Raw genomic sequence first — 16990 nt, 5'->3', positions numbered from 1 at the left:
ATCAAAGCATAACCGCGCGCGGCAACTGGCCTGCACTTCACACATTAAGGTTTATGGCGGGAAAGGTTACCCGGCCCGAAATGCCTGCGGGGTCATGTCGGGAGCGCCTCGGCGCCGGCGGCTTCCGCAAGGCGGACCGGAGTGCGCTCCGGCAGGCCGCAGAGCCGTGTCCCATCCGGGAGAGCGAGAAGGGCTCCGGGCCGGTCCGCCCAGGACGTGGAGGACGCGACGCGGCACAGGCCCGCCGCGCGTCGGCGAGCCCGTCGCGCCGGTCCCGCCGTCTCGTCGACCGCCGGGATCAGTGCAGCTTGAAGAGCCCGCTCACGGCGCGCCACTCGCCCGGGCGGACGAGCCGCTGGTGCGCGACCTCGACCTTGAAGATCGGGCCGTCCAGCTCGCGGTTCCAGAAGTCGAGGAATCGTTCGAGCTCCGGAAATTTCGGAGCGAGGTCGTAGTCCTGCCAAATGTATGTCTGAAGGATCGCGGGATGGTCGGGCATGCGATAGAGGATGTTGGCTGTCGTCAGTCCGTATCCTTCCATCTGCAGGCGGAAGGCGTCGTCGACCCGTCTTTCCGGCATGGAGCTTCTCCCTTCACCAAGCTCTGTCCCAAGGAGAGCAAAACCGCTCCCTCCATGCAAGACCCGAATCGTTAAATTATTGTTCCGCCTCAGAGACTTAGCAGCATGGCGCCGAGACTGCTGCCAGACCGCGCGGGCGGTGGCCCGCATGGCTCCGCTCCGGCTGGCACTCTCCCTACGTGAGTGCCAAAAAAATTCGTCCGACCCCCTTGAAGCCCGTCTGGCGCCCGCTTAACTCACAGCCGCGTGTCCCCTCCCCGGGGCCATGGGAGGCACGGGACGAGGGACACGGTCCATCGACCCATCGGGGCGTTCGGAACGAGCGAAGCCCCGTCCATCGGAGGAGCAAGAAACATGGCATTCCGTCCCCTGCACGATCGCGTGGTCGTCCGCCGGCTCGAGGCCGAGCAGAAGACCGCGGGCGGGATCATCATCCCGGACACCGCCAAGGAGAAGCCGCAGGAGGGTGAGGTCGTCGCTGTCGGGCCCGGTGCGCGCGACGAGACCGGCAAGCTGGTTCCCCTCGACGTCAAGGCCGGCGACCGCGTGCTGTTCGGCAAGTGGTCCGGCACCGAGGTGAAGATCGACGGCCAGGATCTCCTGATCATGAAGGAGAGCGACATCCTCGGCATCGTCGAGGCGACCGCATCGGCCAAGAAGGCCGCCTGAGCGACAGACCCGCGATACGTCAAGACAATCGGAGCAGAACAGCCATGGCTGCCAAGGAAGTGAAATTCTCCGTCGATGCGCGCGACAAGATGCTGCGCGGCGTCGACATCCTCGCCAATGCCGTCAAGGTGACGCTCGGCCCCAAGGGCCGCAACGTCGTCATCGAGAAGTCCTTCGGCGCGCCCCGCATCACCAAGGACGGCGTCACCGTCGCCAAGGAGATCGAGCTCGAGGACAAGTTCGAGAACATGGGCGCCCAGATGGTGCGCGAAGTGGCCTCGAAGACGAACGACCTCGCCGGCGACGGCACCACGACCGCGACCGTGCTCGCCCAGGCGATCGTCAAGGAAGGCGCCAAGGCGGTGGCCGCCGGCATGAACCCGATGGACCTGAAGCGCGGCATCGACCTCGCCGTCGAGGCCGTCGTGGCGGACCTCAAGGCCCGCGCCAAGAAGGTCACCTCCAACGAGGAGATCGCCCAGGTCGGCACCATTTCGGCCAACGGCGACACCGAGATCGGCCGCTTCCTCGCCGAGGCGATGCAGAAGGTCGGCAACGAGGGCGTCATCACGGTCGAGGAAGCCAAGAGCCTGACGACCGAGCTCGACGTCGTCGAGGGCATGCAGTTCGACCGCGGCTACATCTCGCCCTACTTCGTCACCAACTCCGAGAAGATGCGCGCCGAGCTCGAGGATCCCTACATCCTGATCTTCGAGAAGAAGCTCTCCGGCCTGCAGGCCATGCTGCCGGTGCTCGAGTCGGTGGTCCAGTCGGGCAAGCCGCTGGTCATCGTCGCCGAGGACGTCGAGGGCGAGGCGCTCGCCACGCTCGTCGTCAACAAGCTCCGCGGCGGCCTCAAGGTCGCGGCCGTCAAGGCCCCGGGCTTCGGTGACCGCCGCAAGGCCATGCTCGAGGACATCGCAATCCTCACGAACGGCCAGGTGATCTCCGAGGACCTCGGCATCAAGCTCGAGAACGTCACCCTCGACATGCTCGGCCGCGCCAAGCGCGTGATGATCGAGAAGGAGAACACCACGATCGTCGACGGCGCCGGCTCCAAGAAGGAGATCGAGGCCCGGGTGTCGCAGATCAAGGCGCAGATCGAGGAGACCACCTCGGATTACGACCGCGAGAAGCTCCAGGAGCGCCTGGCCAAGCTCGCGGGCGGCGTCGCGGTGATCCGCGTCGGCGGCGCGACCGAGGTCGAGGTGAAGGAGAAGAAGGACCGCGTGGACGACGCCATGCACGCAACCCGTGCCGCGGTCGAGGAAGGCGTCTTGCCGGGCGGCGGCGTCGCCCTGCTCCGCGCCCTCGGCGCCCTCGCCGCCCTCACCCCGGCCAACGCCGACCAGAAGACCGGCATCGAGATCGTCCGCAAGGCGATCCAGTCGCCGGCCCGCCAGATCGCCATCAACGCCGGCGACGACGGCTCCATCGTGGTCGGCAAGATCCTCGAGAACAAGGACAGCGCCTTCGGCTGGAACGCCCAGACCGGCCAGTACGGCGACATGTTCAAGTTCGGCGTGATCGACCCGGCCAAGGTCGTGCGCACCGCGCTCCAGGACGCCGCCTCCGTGGCCGGCCTCCTGATCACCACCGAGGCGATGGTCGCCGAGAAGCCCAAGAAGGCCTCCGCCGCGCCGGCAGGCATGCCCGGCGGCGGCATGGGCGACATGGACTTCTGATCGACCGATCGGAAACGAGCACAAGGGGCGCCGGAGCGATCCGGCGCCCTCTTTCTTTGCCGCAGAGGCGCAAAAAGAAAGGGCGCGGCAACCGCCACGCCCCCCGTGAATGGCCCGACGAACGGGGCCTTCGATCTTCGAATCCGACTTCCGGAACGGCCGTGCAGATCAAAACTTCCAGGTCGGGCCTCAATTTCGGCGCAAGCCGCAGCCGTCCTGTGATCTCAATCTAGGGCCCCGTTGTTTCAGGGGCATGTCGTCGCACGGCATTTGTATTTCTATTGATGAAACAGGGTGGGAACCGGGGACCGCGTCCCCGTGGGCATCCTCCGCCCTGCCCCTGCGGGTCGCGGAGCCTCGCTGCAATGCCCGCTCAGGGCCCGGCTCCCGCGACGGCCCTGGAACCCGGCCCCGGGCTGCGGCGTGGTCCGCGCATCCGGACGGGCGCCTCACGCGTAACCGTCCGGCCCGCCCCGGAGACGCCGCCATGCAAGAGCCCCACCTGACCGCCGCCGCCCTTCTGCTCCTGATCGGCGGCACGATGCCCGCCGCCGCGGAGACCTGCTTCCGCCAGTGCCTGGCCCCGCGCCTAACCGATAGCGCCATCCCGGACGACCGCATCCGCTTCGAGATGCGCCGCTGCCGCGACCTCTGCGAGGGCGAGGCGCTCGCCCGGGTCGCGGACCCGGTCCGCCGCCGCGTCGAGTCCTGCCGGCCGGAACCCCTGTCCCTCGACGAGTTCAGGGCGGTGCGCGGCGCCAGCCCCTCCTACGTGGTCCAGTCGAACGCCTTCACGTGGGACGTCAGGAACCCGCTGCCCGGCAAGGTGATCCGCGAGATCGAGATCGTCGCGCAGACCATGGACCTGCGCGACACCGTGATGACGGCCGCCGGCACCGTGATGCCCGGCGAGAGCGAGACGCTTCTGGTCGCCGGCTTCTTCGACGGCTATCCGAACGCGCGCTACGCCACCAAGGTGCGCACGATCTGGGCCTGCAGCCTCGACTGAGCCTGTCAGCGGCTGGCGATCGCCACGGGAGCGGCCCGCGCCGGACCCCCCTCCGGCCCGGCATAGGCCAGGCCCGTCGCCCTGGCCTGGCCGAGCGAGACGACCGACGCCGTCGTCATGGCGGCGAGAAGAAGGGCAGGAATGATCTTGCTCATCGCGGGAACCTCGGAGCCGGCTCTATCCTTGTTCCGGTCTGAGTAACCCGCCGCACCTGGAGCGACGCTGACCGGCCCATTCACGCAAGGTTCAGCGACGCCCCGCCGCCCCTCGACCGCCAGATGCTTGCGCCCTCCCGCGTTTTTCGGAATACCAGCTGCATTGCCCGCCCCGGCGCCCGATCCGCCGCCACGCCTCGTACGAGGCGGCGAGGCCCGAGGGCCGACCGACGGCTCCCCAACCAGAGGTCTCGATGGAACTGACCCGACGCCTGCTACTCCTCGGTCTCGCCGCCGCCGGCACCGCTGTCGCGACCGATGCGATGGCAGCCCGGAAGCGCAGCCCGAAGCGCAGCGCCTCCACGCGCTCGTCCAGGCGCAAGGCGCGCAGCGAGGAGGCCGCCAAGGCGCCGCCGTCCCTGCCCAAGCGGCCCGACGGCCAGCCGCTGCGCATCCCCGAGATCGTCGCCCTGCCGGACGGCGAGGTCTACGAACTGAAGGCCGGCCCGGGCTCCCACGCCTTCGTGCCCGACAAGCCCGTCCCGGTCGCCGGATACGGCGGCGGCTACCTCGGCCCGGCCCTCAAGGTGAAGAGCGGCACCACCCCGCGCGTGCGCCTCGTCAACGGCCTCGACCGCCCGACCAACCTGCACTGGCACGGCCTCCTCGTCCCCGGCGAGGCCGACGGCGGCAGCCACCCCGGCGTAGCCCCCGGCGGGACCTGGGAGGCCGCCCTGCCCATCGACCAGCCGGCCGCCACGCTCTGGTACCATGCCCATGTGCATGGGCGTGTCGCCGCCGACCTGCACGACGGCCTCGCCGGTCTCTTGATCGTGGACGACGGCTCCGACGAGCGGCTCGGCCTGCCGTCCGCCTGGGGCGTCGACGACATTCCCCTCGTTCTCCAGGACCGGGTCTTCGACGACGGCGGCGCCCCGCGCTACGAGGAGAACGCCGGCGTCTTCGACCACGGCTTCCGCGGCAACCGCATGGTCGTCAACGGCACGCTCGACGCGGTCGCGACCGTGCCGCAGCGCCTTGTCCGCCTCCGCCTGCTGAACGCCTCGAGCGCCCGCGTCTACCGCCTGTACCTGGAGGACGAGCGCGCCTTCAAGCTGATCGCCACCGACGGCGGCTACCTGCCCGCCCCCGTCGACGCCGATACGATCTCGCTCGCGCCCGGCGAGCGCGCCGAAATCCTGGTCGACTTCGCGGACGGCGGCACCGCCCTGATGACGACACCCGACGAGCACGAGCACCGCGTCGGCCTGCGCGCCATGCGCATGCCGGACGTCATCTCCACCCCGGTGCGCCTCTGCGCCTTCCACACCGAGAAGGACGACAAGCCGGCCGCCAAGCTGCCCGCGGCTCTGGCCGCCCTGGCCGAGCCCGATCGCGCCGCATCGGTCCGCACACGCAACTTCCGGCTCCAGCTGCGCGGCGGGCGTCCGATGTCCGCCTCGGCCGCCCACCTTCACCAAGCCCCCGGCCAGCACGACGGCACGGGCGACGCCGTCGAGCGCCCCGCCATGGCGATCAACGGCAAGTCCTTCGACCCGACGCGCATCGACGAGGAGGTGAAGCTCGGGACCACGGAGATCTGGGAGGTCGTCTCCCCCGAGATGGGACACCCGTTCCACATCCACGGCGTCCAGTTCCGCGTCCTGTCAGAGGACGGCGGCATCCCGAAGATCTGGAACCGGGGCGTCAAGGACACCGTCTTCGTCGAGAACTCGGCGACCCTGCTGGTCACCTTCACGAAGCCCGCCCCGCGCACGGCGCCCTTCGTGTTCCACTGCCACGTCCTCGAGCACGAGGACTCCGGCATGATGGGCACCTTCACGGTGACCTGACCCGGCCCGGCCAGTCGCGCTTCGGCTGCGGGAGCGCGGAGGCCCGGCCCTATTTCTCGACCTGCACCGTCTTCAGGTAGGCCAGGAACGCGCCGATGTCCTCCGGCGACATCCGCACCTGCGGCATGCCCGGATGGCCGACCAGGATCCCCTCCGCGAGCGCCTCCTCGAGAGACTCGACCGGATACTTCTGGCCGAGGGTCCGGAACGGCGGCGACGCCGGATTGGGGCTCGCGCCCTGCTTGCCGATCGCATGGCACGGCGAGCAGGCCGCCTCGGCGATCTCCTTGCCGCGCAGCTCCCGGTCGCGGTCTTGCGCAACGGCACCCGTCGCGGCGAGCATGACGGCGGCCGACACGAGCCCGGCGAGCGTCTTCCGGTTCGGCACCATGGCTGACCTCCTCCCGTTGCGACCCGAATCGACTTTGGCACGGAGAGTGGGCCGGAATGTTGACGAGGATCAACGGAGCGCCGGCCTCGGGAATGACTGCCCTGTCAGTTTGCCTCTTCCGATCCGCGACGTTGCATGCGACGAAAGACGACCCTCGCCCGCGATGCCGGCGAGGCAACAGGGCGGACCCCCGTGAGCATCCTCGATCATGACCGGCTGAGCGGGCTCCGCGTCGGCTGGCGGGCTCTGCCGCCGAACCTCGCGGCCTCGATCCTGATCATGGGGTCCTTCGGCACCTTCACGGTGATGAGCATTCTCGTCCGGGTCGCCGCCGAGCGGCTGCCCGTGATCGAGATCATCTTCCTCCGCCAGATCATCGCGATGCTGCTGCTCTCGCCGGTCTTCTTCCGGACCCGCTATGCCATCACGCATGCCCGCAACGCCAAGCTCCACATCGCCCGCGGCGTGACCGGCATCGGGGCCATGAGCTGCGGCCTGACCGCCGTCGTCCACATCCCCTTCGCGGACGCGACCGCGATCCAACTCGCCGAGGTGATCTTCATCACCATCTTCGCCGCCCTGATCCTGAAGGAGAAGGTCGGCCGCAAGCGCTGGTCCGCCACGGGCGTCGGCTTCGCCGGCGTGATGGTGATGCTCGGCCCCTTCAGCGCCGGCCTCGATCCCTACGCGCTCATCGCCCTCGCGGGGGCCTTCTTCGGCGCCGCGACCGTCACCACCCTGCGCATGGGGGCCGGATCGGACGGCACCGGCACCGTGATCTTCTACCAGGGCCTCATCGTCCTGGTGATCGTCGGGCCTTTGGCCGGCTTGTCCTGGGTCACGCCCACCTGGCGCGAGGGCCTGGTGCTCCTCGGCATGGGCCTCGTCTTCGTCACCGGCCAATGGCTCTTCACCATGGCGCTGCGCCTCGGCGAGGCCTCGGCCCTGGCCCCGCTCAACTATGTCCGCCTCGTCATGATGTCGGTGGTCGGCTACCTCTACTACGCCGAGGTGCCGAGTGTGCAGACCGCCCTCGGGGCCGTCCTGATCGTCGGATCCGCCACCTACACGATCCGCGAGAACGCCCGCCGCAAGCCGGATCCGGGGCCGCCCCCGCTCCCCTCTCCGCCCCGGCCGCAGGCCGGGGCCGCCCCTCAGGACCGCCGGTCGGACGACGGCCCGTCGCTGCCGTAGAAGTCCTGCGCCGGCGCGGCCCGGGCCGCCGCCGACCTGGCCCGCGAGAGCCAGAGCCGCGGGTCCGTGGCGCGCCCGCCGCCGCCCTCCCCCGAGATCGCCCGGCAAAGCGCGGCGATCGAGTCGAGATTGTGCACCGGCCGGAACTCGTCGACGTTCGGCAGCATGAGCCGCACCCCGCGCGCCCGCGCCTCGAAGCCCTCGAAGCGCAGCAGCGGATTGAGCCAGACGAGCCGGCGCGCCGACTTGTGCAGCCGCTCCATCTCGCGCCCCAGGTCCTCGTCGGTGTCGCGCTCGAGCCCGTCCGTGATGAGGAGCACGATCGGCCCTCCCGACAGCACCCGTCGCGACCAGAGCCGGTTGAAGGCGTGAAGCGCGGTGGCGATCCGCGTGCCGCCCGACCAGTCGGCGACCGCACCCGAGGCGGCTGCGAGCGCCTCGTCGGGGTCTTTCATGCGAAGCTGCCGCGTGACGTTGGAGAGCCGCGTCCCGAACAGGAAGATCGTGACCCGCCGCCGCTTCTCCGCCAGGGCATGCAGGAAGTGCAGGAAGATCCGGCTATACTGGCTCATCGACCCGGAGATGTCGAGGAGCGCCACCACCGGCGGGTGGATCGCCTTGCGGGCCCGGTAGCGCAACGCGATCATCTGGCCGCCCGCTTTGAGCGAGGCCCTGAGCGTCCGCCGCGGGTCGATCAGCCGCCCCCGCGGCGCCGCCACCAGCCGCCGCGTCTGGACCCGGTCGAGCGGCAGCACGAGCCGCTTCAGGGCCTCCTTGGCGCGCGCGATCTCCTCCGCGGTCATCTGGGCGAAGTCCTTGCGCTGCAGGATCTCGCGGTCCGAGACGGTGAAGCGCGCGTCGATCTCGATCTGCGGCTGCTCGACCACCTTGGCGGGCTCGCGCTCCTGCCGGAAGGCGGCGGCGACCCGCGTCTGCCCGGCCTTCGGCGGCGCGGGCGGCTGCGCCGGCATGGCGACCGGCGACAGCATCTGGAGCATCTTCTCGACCAGCCCGCGGTTGCGCCAGAACAGCTTGAACGCCTCGTCGAACACCGGCCGCTGCTCGCGCCGGGTGACGAACACCGCGTGCAGCGTCCAGTAGAAGTCCTCGCGCGACCCGATCCCCGCCGCCTCCACGGCCCGGATCGCGTCCACCACCGAGGCCGGACCGACCGGCATCCCGGCGGCCCGGAGCGCCCGCCCGAACAGGACGATGTTCTCGGCGAGCTTGCCTGCGGAAGGGTCGGAGGGGGTCTGGCTGGGTGTCATTCGGGATCCCTGTCGTTCCGGCGAACGACGACGGGCCTCAAGTCCCGATAGGCGCTCAGGATCGCGACCACCAGGAAAGTTGATCCGTCGTAGCGGAAGATGATGACATAGCGGCCGAACGGCGTGCTGCGATACTCCGGCCCGATGTCGGCCCGGATTCGACCGGCAGTGGCCTCGAGCCGGGCGAGCCGAAAGCAATGCCCTATAAGTCTGCCCACGAAGGCCTCTGCGGTCGCCCGGCTGCCGCTCTCCCGTGCTATGTAGCGCGCGATGTCGCGGAGATCCCGCCGTGCTGCCGTCCGGAACGCGACGGGCCGCACGTCAGCGGTCGTCCTCGCCATCGTCGAACAATCTGGGGAGGTCGGCCAGGATCTCGTCCGCTGGCACCGAGCCGCCCTCGGCCTCGCTGGCCAGGACTTGGGAGCGGACGACATCCAGCCTGTCCTGCTCCTCCTTGAGGATCTCGAAGGCCGCGTCGACGGCGGCCTGGACCGTTGGGAACCGTCCGGCACCGACCAGCTGTTCCGCCAGGGCCTGCCATTTCGGCTCGAGAGGGATGGTCATAGATCCGCCTTTCCTCGCTCGTCAGACAGCCTAGCACGATGCGCCGCCGTGAGGGCACCTCACCCCCGCCGCGCGCCGGTGCGGACCTCCTCGATGATCCGCCGTGCCTCGCTGCCCTGGATGCGCGCGATGTCGTCCTGGTACTTGAGGAGGACCCCGAGCGTGTCCGACACCACCGAGGGGTCGAGCGCGAGCTGGTCGAGTTCGGTCAGCGCCGTCGCCCAGTCGAGCGTCTCGGCGACGCCCGGGGCCTTGAAGAGCTCCATGCCGCGCAAGGCCTGCACGAAGGCGACGACCTCGGCGGACAGGCGCTCCGGCGCGCCGGGAACCTTGATCCGCACGATCTCGGTCTCGCGCGCCGCGTCCGGGTAGTCGACCCAGTGGTAGAGGCAGCGCCGCTTCAGGGCGTCGTGGATCTCGCGCGTCCGGTTGGTGGTGATCACGACGATGGGCGGCTCCGGCGCCCGGATCGTGCCGAGTTCGGGGATCGTGACCTGCGCGTCCGCCAGCACCTCCAGGAGGAAGGCCTCGAAGGCCTCGTCGGCGCGGTCGAGCTCGTCGATGAGGAAGATGGGCGGGCCGGCGATGTCCGGCTCGAGCGCCTGCAGGATCGGCCGCTTGATGAGGTAGCGCTCGGAGAAGACGTTCGCCTGCAGCTCGCCCCGGTCGACCGCGCCGCTGGCCTCGGCCATGCGGATCTCGACCATCTGCGCCGGGTAGTTCCACTCGTAGACCGCCGTGGAGACGTCGAGGCCCTCGTAGCACTGCAGCCGGATCAGCTTGCGCCCCAGCGTCGCGGCGAGCACCTTGGCGATCTCGGTCTTGCCGACGCCGGCCTCGCCCTCGAGGAACAGCGGGCGCTTCATCCGCAGCGAGAGGTAGAGGACGGTCGCCAGCGCCCGGTCCGCCACGTAGCCCGCGCCCTGCAGGAGCGCCAGCGTCTCGTCGATCGATGCGGGCAGCGCCCGCGGGCTCGCCGTCTCTGTCATGGGGTCCCTTGTGTCCTGCTGATGGCCTCGCGCACGCCCCCGGCGAGGCGCTCCGCCCGGGTCTTCCGCCGTCCCTTAGGTATAGCGTCGGCCGGCCCGCCGCAAATCCGGCCGTCTCCGCCCTTTTTCCGAGACGGCCCGGGCGATACTCTCTCGACGGGGGGACGATCCGCATGATGGAGCACGATTCGGACGGCGTCGCCGATCTCCTGGGCCCGCTCTTCGGCGAGACCGCGATGGCGCGCATCTTCTCCGACCGCGCCCGCATCGCCGCCATGCTCGATTTCGAGGCCGCGCTCGCCCGCGCCGAGGCCCAGCTCGGCCTCGTGCCCGAGGAGGCGGCCGACGCCATCGAGGCGGCCGCCGACCCGGACCGCTTCGACCTGCCGCGCCTGGCCGCCGAGACCATGCTCGCCGGCAACCCGGCGATCCCGCTCGTCAAGCTCCTTCAGGCCGCGGTCGCCCCCGCGGCGCGCGACCATGTCCACCTCGGTGCCACCAGCCAGGACGTGATCGACACGGCCACGATGCTGCAGGTCCGCCAGGGTCTCGACCTTCTGACCGAGGAGGTCACCGGCCTCGGCGAGGTGCTCGCCAACCTGGTCGACCACCACCGCGCCACGGTTCAGATCGGCCGCACCCTCCTGCAGCACGCCGTCCCGGTCACCTTCGGGCTGAAGCTCGCCGGCTACCTCGCCATGGTGGGGCGCATCCGCGGCGAGGTCCTGCGCCTCAGGCGCGAGGCCGTCGCCCTCCAGTTCGGCGGCGCCGCCGGCACCCTGGCGGCCCTCGGCCCGGACGGCCTCAACGTCGCCGAAGCCCTTTCGGAGATCCTCGACCTGCCCCTGCCGCCGCTCCCCTGGCACACAGACCGCACTCGGATCGCCGCGCTCGCCGGCGGTCTCGGCCTCGCGGCCGGGGCGGTCGGCAAGATCGCCGGCGACCTGGCGGCGCTGATGGCCTCCGACGTCGCGGAGGTCCTGGAGGGCGCGGCGCCCGGCAAGGGCGGCTCCTCGGCCATGCCGCACAAGCGCAACCCCGTGCACCTCGTGGCGGCGCGCGCCGCCGCCGCCGAGGCGATCGCCGCCGTGCCGGCCCTGCTCGGCGCCATGGTGCAGGAGCAGGAGCGCGCGGCCGGCGCCTGGCACGCGGAGTGGCGCGCCCTGCCCCGCCTCTTCGTCTCCACCCACGGCGCCCTCGTCAACCTCGGCAAGGCGCTCTCCGGATTGGAGGTCGACCCCTCGCGCATGCGCGCCAACATCGAGACGACGCGGGGCCTCGTGATGACGGAGGCCCTGACGGTCCGTCTCGCCGAGCGGGTCGGCCGCACCGAGGCCCGGCGGCTGGCCGAGGCCGCGGTGGCGCGCGCCGTCGCCGAGGACGTCCACCTGGAGGATGCACTTCTGGAGGATCGCGAGATCGCCCTCCGGCTGCTGCCCGAGGAGATCGCCGAGCTTCTCGATCCCGCCGCCTACCTGGGCATGACCGACGCCTTCATCGACCGCGCGCTCGCCGCCTGGGACGAGGCCCGCGACCGCGGCTGAGCCGCAGGCGACGCCCTCTCAGGCGAGGATGCGATAGCCGCGGTCGAGATAGGCGAGCGCCGGGCCCGTCCCGCCGAGCCGGGCAGCCACGACTTCGCCGAATAGAACCGTGTGGGTGCCGACCTCGGTCGCCTCGACGAGGCGGCAGTCGAGCACCGCGCGCGCCCCGTCGAGCGCCGGCGCGCCGGTCGCCAGCACGGACCACGTGCCGAGCGTGAAACGGTCCTCGCCGTGGAGGGTGCCCCGGCCCGCGAAGGTCTCGGCAATGCGTTCGTCCCCGGCCGCCAGGGTCGAGATGCAGAAAAGGCCGTTCGCCTTGATGGCCGCGTTCGCGCCCGCGCCCCTGTTGAGGCAGACGAGCACCGTCGGCGGCCGGTCGGTCACCGAGGCCACCGCCGTCATGGTCGCGCCGGCGAGGCCCGCCGGTCCGTCGGTGGTGACCACGTGCACGGCCGCGCCGATCCGGCTCATGGCGTCCCGGAACAGCTTGCCGTCGACGGCCGCCTCGTCGGCGGGAAGCAGCGGGTTCATGGTCGACGTCGTCTTTCCTCGGAGCCTTGCGGCAAAGTCCCTCAGATAGGGGCGGCGGTCGTCCTGTCCATGCCGCTCCCGGGCGCGGGATCGCGGCCACTCACCATGCCGGCGCCGCGAAGGCAATCGCTCCGGGCCGCCCGCTGCGGAAAAAGCTCGCCGTAGACCGCCCCGTGCGGCCGGCCGCGCCCCGCACTCGAAGGGCCCTCCGTCAGGGCAGTCTGCCCACTGATGCACCGAGATTTCACGCGCGAGGAACGATAATGAGGCTTTCCCCGCGGCTCGAAAGGAATATTCTCGCGTCTCGACGGCAGCAGAAAGGATTCCTCTTTTGTAGCCGTCGAACCCCGAAGGGAATTGTCTGCCCCCCGGCCGCTTGCTAAAGCATGGCGAAAATCGGGCAGCAGACCTGCGGTGGGCTCATGGCGAGCCGCCGGGCCATGGGAGCGTCGGACCGGATGGACGTATTGTTCCAACAGTTCCTGCAGCAGCTGATCAACGGCGTCACTCTCGGATCCATGTACGGCCTGATCGCCATCGGCTACACGATGGTCTTCGGTATCATCGGCATGGTCAACTTCGCCCATGGCGACGTCTTCATGGTCTCCGCCTTCATCGCGCTGATCACCTATCTGGTGGTGACGATCTGGCTCGGCATCGGCTCGGTGGTGGTCGTGCTGCTGATGATGCTGATCGTGGCGATGCTGCTGACGTCGCTCTGGAACTGGACCATCGAGCGGATAGCCTACCGGCCGCTCAGGGGCTCGTTCCGGCTCGCCCCGCTGATCTCCGCGATCGGCATGTCGATCTTCCTGGTCAACTTCGTCCAGGTCACCCAGGGCCCGCGCAACAAGCCCGTCCCGCCGATCCTGCGCGACGTCATCGTGGTGGTGGAGAGCCCGGCCTATTCGGTCACGATCTCCTACAAGCAGATCATGATCATGGTGGTCACCGCGGTGCTCCTCGCCGCCTTCTGGTATCTCGTGCAGAAGACGCCGCTCGGCCGCGCCCAGCGCGCCTGCGAGCAGGACCGCAAGATGGCCTCGCTGCTCGGCATCGACGTCGACCGCACCATCTCGCTGACCTTCGTCATGGGCGCCGCGCTCGCCGCGGTCGCGGGCACCATGTACATGACCTACTACGGCGTCGTGAGCTTCTCGGACGGGTTCAACCCGGGCGTGAAGGCCTTCACGGCGGCGGTGCTCGGCGGCATCGGCTCGCTGCCCGGGGCCGTCATCGGCGGACTGCTGATCGGTCTCATCGAGGCCTTCTGGTCGGAGTACTTCACCATCGACTACAAGGACGTGGCGGCATTCTCGATCCTCGCCATCACGCTGATCTTCATGCCGCAGGGCATCCTCGGCAAACCCGAAGTCGAGAAGGTCTGACCCGATGGCGAAATCCACCGACACCGCCGGCGCGGGCGACGCCGTCGACTGGCTGCGGCTCGTCCGGAACGCCGGCTGGGCCGCCCTCATCGCCCTCGGCATGCTGGGCGTCTTCGTCGGCCTCCTGACCATCCAGAACATCGAGAACCGCCTCGTCCTGGAGACGCGGCCCGGGCTGCTCGCGTCCTGGATCGGCATCGTGGTGGCCGTCCGGGTCTTCATCGACCTGCCGAACTCGTTGCGCGGCTTCGTCATCGTCATCGCCGGCGGCGCGCTCGCGGTCCTGGCCGCGCTCTACCGCCTGGCTCCGCCGAGCGAGACCAACCAGGCGCTGTTCGAGCTCTGGGCCGTGGTCGGCGGCCTGCTGCTCGCCATCGGCCTCGGCATGACGGTGCTCAAGAAGCCCGCCGCGGCGCTGGGCAGCGCCGCGGCGACGGTCGGCCAGTCGAGCCTCTTCGGGCTGGTCCTCCTCGGCGCCGTGATCGCCTATCCGCTCGCCATGCTGCAGATCCACGGCAATGCCGGCTCGATCAAGTGGATCGACAACTTCGGCATCCAGATCCTGATCTACGTCATGCTCGGCTGGGGCCTCAACATCGTGGTCGGCCTCGCCGGCCTGCTGGACCTCGGCTACGTCGCCTTCTACGCCGTGGGCGCCTATTCGTACGCGCTGCTGGCGAAGGAATTCGGCCTCTCCTTCTGGATCCTGCTGCCGACCGCCGGCGTGCTCGCCGCCTTCTGGGGCATCATCCTGGGCTTCCCCGTGCTGCGCCTGCGGGGCGACTACCTCGCCATCGTGACCCTCGCCTTCGGCGAGATCATCCGGCTGGTGCTGATCAATTGGGTCGACTTCTCGGGGGGATACGCCGGCATCTCGGGCATTCCGCGCCCGACGCTCTTCGGCATCCCGTTCAACGCCTCCGACGAGGGCTTCGCGGCCCGTTTCGGGCTGGAATTCTCGCCGATCTACCGGACGATCTTCCTCTTCTACCTGATCCTCGCCCTCGCCCTCCTGACCGCCTACGTGACCGTCAGAATGCGCCGGATGCCGGTCGGGCGGGCCTGGGAGGCCCTGCGCGAGGACGAGATCGCCTGCCGGTCGCTCGGCATCAACACCACCAACACCAAGCTCACCGCCTTCGCGCTCGGCGCCATGTTCGGCGGCTTCGCGGGCGCCTTCTTCTCCGCCCGCCAGGGCTTCATCAGCCCGGAGAGCTTCGTCTTCATCGAATCCGCCCAGATCCTCGCCATCGTGGTGCTCGGCGGCATGGGCAGCCTCTATGGCATCGTCATCGCCGCCATCGCGCTCGTCGGCGGCTTCGAGATCCTGCGCGAGCTCGCCTTCCTGAAGCTCGTCTTCGGCAACGACTTCGACCCGAGCCTCTACCGCGGCCTCATCTTCGGCGCCGCCATGGTCCTCATCATGCTCTGGAAACCGCGCGGCCTCATCTCGACCCGGTCGCCCACCGCCTTCCTGAAGGAGCGCAAGGCCGTCTCCGGCGATCTCGTCAAGGAGGGCCACGGCTGATGAACCGCTGGGAAGAAAGGCCGCTCCTCAAGATCGAGCACCTCACCATGCGCTTCGGCGGCCTGGTCGCGGTCAACGACCTGACCTTCACCGCCGGAGAGGGCGACATCACGGCCCTGATCGGCCCCAACGGCGCCGGCAAGACGACCGTCTTCAACTGCATCACCGGCTTCTACAAGCCGACCGAGGGCCGCATCGGCCTGCGCCACGGCGACCTCTCGATCTGGTCCGAGATCGACGCCGTGACGGCCCGCTCGGGCCGGCGCATGGTGCGCGGCCAGTCCGGCCTCTACCTCCTCGAGCGCATGCCGGACTTCCAGGTTTCCGCCCACGCCAAGGTGGCGCGCACCTTCCAGAACATCCGGCTCTTCGCCGGCATGACCGTGCTCGAGAACCTGCTCGTCGCCCAGCACAACGCCCTGATGACGGCCTCCGGCTTCACCATCCTCGGGCTTCTCGGCCTCCCCGCATACCGCAAGGCCGAGCGCGCCTCCATCGAGAAGGCCAAGTACTGGCTCGACCGCATCGGCCTCACGGCCCGCGCCGACGACCCGGCCGGCGACCTGCCCTACGGCGACCAGCGCCGCCTGGAGATCGCCCGCGCCATGTGCACCGACCCGGTGCTCCTCTGCCTCGACGAGCCGGCCGCCGGCCTAAACCCGCGCGAGAGCGCCGAGCTCAACAAGCTCCTGCTCGGCATCCGCGACAAGGAACGCGTCTCGCTCTTGCTCATCGAGCACGACATGTCGGTCGTGATGGAGATCTCCGACCACGTCGTGGTGCTCGACTACGGCACCAAGATCTCGGATGGAAAGCCCGAACAGGTGAAGAACGATCCCAAGGTGATCGCGGCCTATCTCGGCGTCGCCGACGACGAGGTCGAGGCCGTCGAGGCGGAGGTCATGTCGTGACCGAGCCCCTCCTCTCCGTCCGCGGCGTCAAGACCTACTACGGCAAGATCATCGCGCTGAAGGGCGTCGACATCGACGTCAACCCCGGCGAGATCGTCACCCTGATCGGGGCCAACGGCGCCGGCAAGTCCACCCTGATGATGACCATCTTCGGCAGCCCCCGGGCGCGCGAGGGACGCATCGTCTACGAGGGCCGCGACATCACGCGCATGGAAACCCACGAGATCGCGCGGCTGCGCATCGCGCAGTCTCCCGAGGGCCGCCGCATTTTCCCGCGCATGACCGTCATGGAGAACCTCCAGATGGGCGCGGCCATCGACGGCTTCGCGCATGTCGACGAGGATCTCCGGCGGGTCTTCGATCTCTTCCCCCGGCTGAAGGAGCGCGTCAACCAGCGCGGCGGCACCCTGTCGGGCGGCGAGCAGCAGATGCTCGCCATCGCGCGCGCGCTGATGTCGCGGCCCAAGCTGCTGCTCCTCGACGAGCCCTCGCTGGGCCTCGCGCCGCTGATCGTCCGCCTGATCTTCGACGCCATCCGCGACCTCAACCGCAACGAGGGCCTGTCGGTCTTCCTGGTCGAGCAGAACGCCTTCCACGCCCTCAAGCTCGCGAACCGCGGCTACGTCATGGTCAACGGCGTCATCACCATGAGCGGCAGCGGCCGGGAACTCCTGGAGCGTCCGGAAGTCCGCGCCGCCTATCTCGAGGGCGGCCGTCACTGAGCCTCCGCT

Annotated in this window: 18 protein-coding genes; 10 read left to right on the top strand and 8 right to left on the bottom strand. The window is 69.6% G+C overall.

The genetic code is table 11. The annotated features are described in order from the left end of the window. Positions 1-298 precede the first annotated feature (298 nt). A complete protein-coding gene (locus WBG79_RS22495; RefSeq protein ID WP_337359480.1) occupies positions 299-580 on the bottom strand; it encodes an usg protein in 282 nt (93 codons plus the stop codon). A 354-nt stretch (positions 581-934) separates the two neighbouring features. Between WBG79_RS22495 and groES the strand changes: the two genes are divergently transcribed. The 3 genes from groES to WBG79_RS22480 all read left to right on the top strand — a co-directional run bounded on the left by groES (position 935) and on the right by WBG79_RS22480 (position 3943). Next, complete coding sequence (gene groES / locus WBG79_RS22490; protein ID WP_337359479.1) at positions 935-1249, top strand: co-chaperone GroES; 315 nt, start codon at positions 935-937, stop codon at positions 1247-1249. A 44-nt stretch (positions 1250-1293) separates the two neighbouring features. Further along, complete coding sequence (gene groL, locus WBG79_RS22485; RefSeq protein WP_337359478.1) at positions 1294-2934, top strand: chaperonin GroEL; 1641 nt, start codon at positions 1294-1296, stop codon at positions 2932-2934. A gap of 487 nt (positions 2935-3421) precedes the next feature. After that, positions 3422-3943 (top strand): hypothetical protein, encoded by a 522-nt coding sequence (locus WBG79_RS22480; RefSeq protein ID WP_337359477.1) that lies wholly within the window; start codon positions 3422-3424, stop codon positions 3941-3943. A gap of 5 nt (positions 3944-3948) precedes the next feature. Here WBG79_RS22480 and WBG79_RS22475 read toward each other — a convergent pair whose 3' ends face one another. Then, on the bottom strand, positions 3949-4098 hold the full coding sequence (locus WBG79_RS22475) for a hypothetical protein (RefSeq protein WP_337359476.1): 150 nt from the start codon (positions 4096-4098) through the stop codon (positions 3949-3951). Positions 4099-4352: 254 nt separating this feature from the next. Between WBG79_RS22475 and WBG79_RS22470 the strand changes: the two genes are divergently transcribed. Continuing rightward, on the top strand, positions 4353-5951 hold the full coding sequence (locus tag WBG79_RS22470; RefSeq protein WP_337359475.1) for a multicopper oxidase family protein: 1599 nt from the start codon (positions 4353-4355) through the stop codon (positions 5949-5951). 49 nt (positions 5952-6000) lie between these two features. Here WBG79_RS22470 and WBG79_RS22465 read toward each other — a convergent pair whose 3' ends face one another. Further along, on the bottom strand, positions 6001-6342 hold the full coding sequence (locus WBG79_RS22465) for a c-type cytochrome (protein WP_337359474.1): 342 nt from the start codon (positions 6340-6342) through the stop codon (positions 6001-6003). Positions 6343-6534: 192 nt separating this feature from the next. Between WBG79_RS22465 and WBG79_RS22460 the strand changes: the two genes are divergently transcribed. Continuing rightward, positions 6535-7536: a DMT family transporter gene (locus tag WBG79_RS22460; RefSeq protein ID WP_337359473.1), complete on the top strand. Its 1002-nt coding sequence runs from the start codon at positions 6535-6537 to the stop codon at positions 7534-7536. Here the strand turns inward: WBG79_RS22460 and WBG79_RS22455 are convergent. Genes WBG79_RS22455 through WBG79_RS22440 form a run of 4 tightly spaced genes read right to left on the bottom strand, consistent with a single transcriptional unit; the run spans position 7497 to position 10357 of the window. Next, the gene (locus WBG79_RS22455) at positions 7497-8804 is read right to left on the bottom strand and encodes a vWA domain-containing protein (protein WP_337359472.1); all 1308 of its coding nucleotides are present in this window, start codon (positions 8802-8804) and stop codon (positions 7497-7499) included. The two genes, WBG79_RS22460 and WBG79_RS22455, sit on opposite strands and share 40 nt — an antisense overlap. Continuing rightward, positions 8801-9145 (bottom strand): type II toxin-antitoxin system RelE/ParE family toxin, encoded by a 345-nt coding sequence (locus WBG79_RS22450; protein WP_337359471.1) that lies wholly within the window; start codon positions 9143-9145, stop codon positions 8801-8803. Before WBG79_RS22450 ends, WBG79_RS22455 begins: the two co-directional genes overlap by 4 nt. Then, complete coding sequence (locus tag WBG79_RS22445; protein WP_337359470.1) at positions 9126-9368, bottom strand: ribbon-helix-helix domain-containing protein; 243 nt, start codon at positions 9366-9368, stop codon at positions 9126-9128. Before WBG79_RS22445 ends, WBG79_RS22450 begins: the two co-directional genes overlap by 20 nt. A gap of 59 nt (positions 9369-9427) precedes the next feature. After that, complete coding sequence (locus WBG79_RS22440) at positions 9428-10357, bottom strand: AAA family ATPase (RefSeq protein WP_337359469.1); 930 nt, start codon at positions 10355-10357, stop codon at positions 9428-9430. Positions 10358-10530: 173 nt separating this feature from the next. Between WBG79_RS22440 and pcaB the strand changes: the two genes are divergently transcribed. Then, positions 10531-11901, top strand: coding sequence for a 3-carboxy-cis,cis-muconate cycloisomerase (gene pcaB, locus WBG79_RS22435; protein ID WP_337359468.1), 1371 nt, complete (start codon positions 10531-10533; stop codon positions 11899-11901). 18 nt (positions 11902-11919) lie between these two features. On the opposite strand, the gene WBG79_RS22430 is transcribed toward pcaB, so the two are convergent. Next, complete coding sequence (locus WBG79_RS22430) at positions 11920-12432, bottom strand: flavin reductase (protein ID WP_337359467.1); 513 nt, start codon at positions 12430-12432, stop codon at positions 11920-11922. A 458-nt stretch (positions 12433-12890) separates the two neighbouring features. Between WBG79_RS22430 and WBG79_RS22425 the strand changes: the two genes are divergently transcribed. The 4 genes from WBG79_RS22425 to WBG79_RS22410 are packed head-to-tail and all read left to right on the top strand — an operon-like array spanning position 12891 to position 16981. Next, positions 12891-13820 (top strand): branched-chain amino acid ABC transporter permease, encoded by a 930-nt coding sequence (locus tag WBG79_RS22425; protein ID WP_337359466.1) that lies wholly within the window; start codon positions 12891-12893, stop codon positions 13818-13820. 4 nt (positions 13821-13824) lie between these two features. Then, on the top strand, positions 13825-15348 hold the full coding sequence (gene livM / locus WBG79_RS22420) for a high-affinity branched-chain amino acid ABC transporter permease LivM (RefSeq protein WP_337359465.1): 1524 nt from the start codon (positions 13825-13827) through the stop codon (positions 15346-15348). Beyond that, positions 15348-16259, top strand: a complete 912-nt coding sequence (locus WBG79_RS22415) for an ABC transporter ATP-binding protein (protein WP_337359464.1) — start codon at positions 15348-15350, stop codon at positions 16257-16259. Before livM ends, WBG79_RS22415 begins: the two co-directional genes overlap by 1 nt. Further along, positions 16256-16981 (top strand): ABC transporter ATP-binding protein, encoded by a 726-nt coding sequence (locus WBG79_RS22410; protein WP_337359463.1) that lies wholly within the window; start codon positions 16256-16258, stop codon positions 16979-16981. The genes WBG79_RS22415 and WBG79_RS22410 overlap by 4 nt, the downstream gene beginning before the upstream one ends. Positions 16982-16990: the final 9 nt, after the last annotated feature.

This window comes from Prosthecomicrobium sp. N25, assembly GCF_037203705.1.
Lineage (GTDB): Bacteria > Pseudomonadota > Alphaproteobacteria > Rhizobiales > Ancalomicrobiaceae > Prosthecodimorpha.
This window is presented reverse-complemented; position numbering and strand designations above follow the sequence as displayed.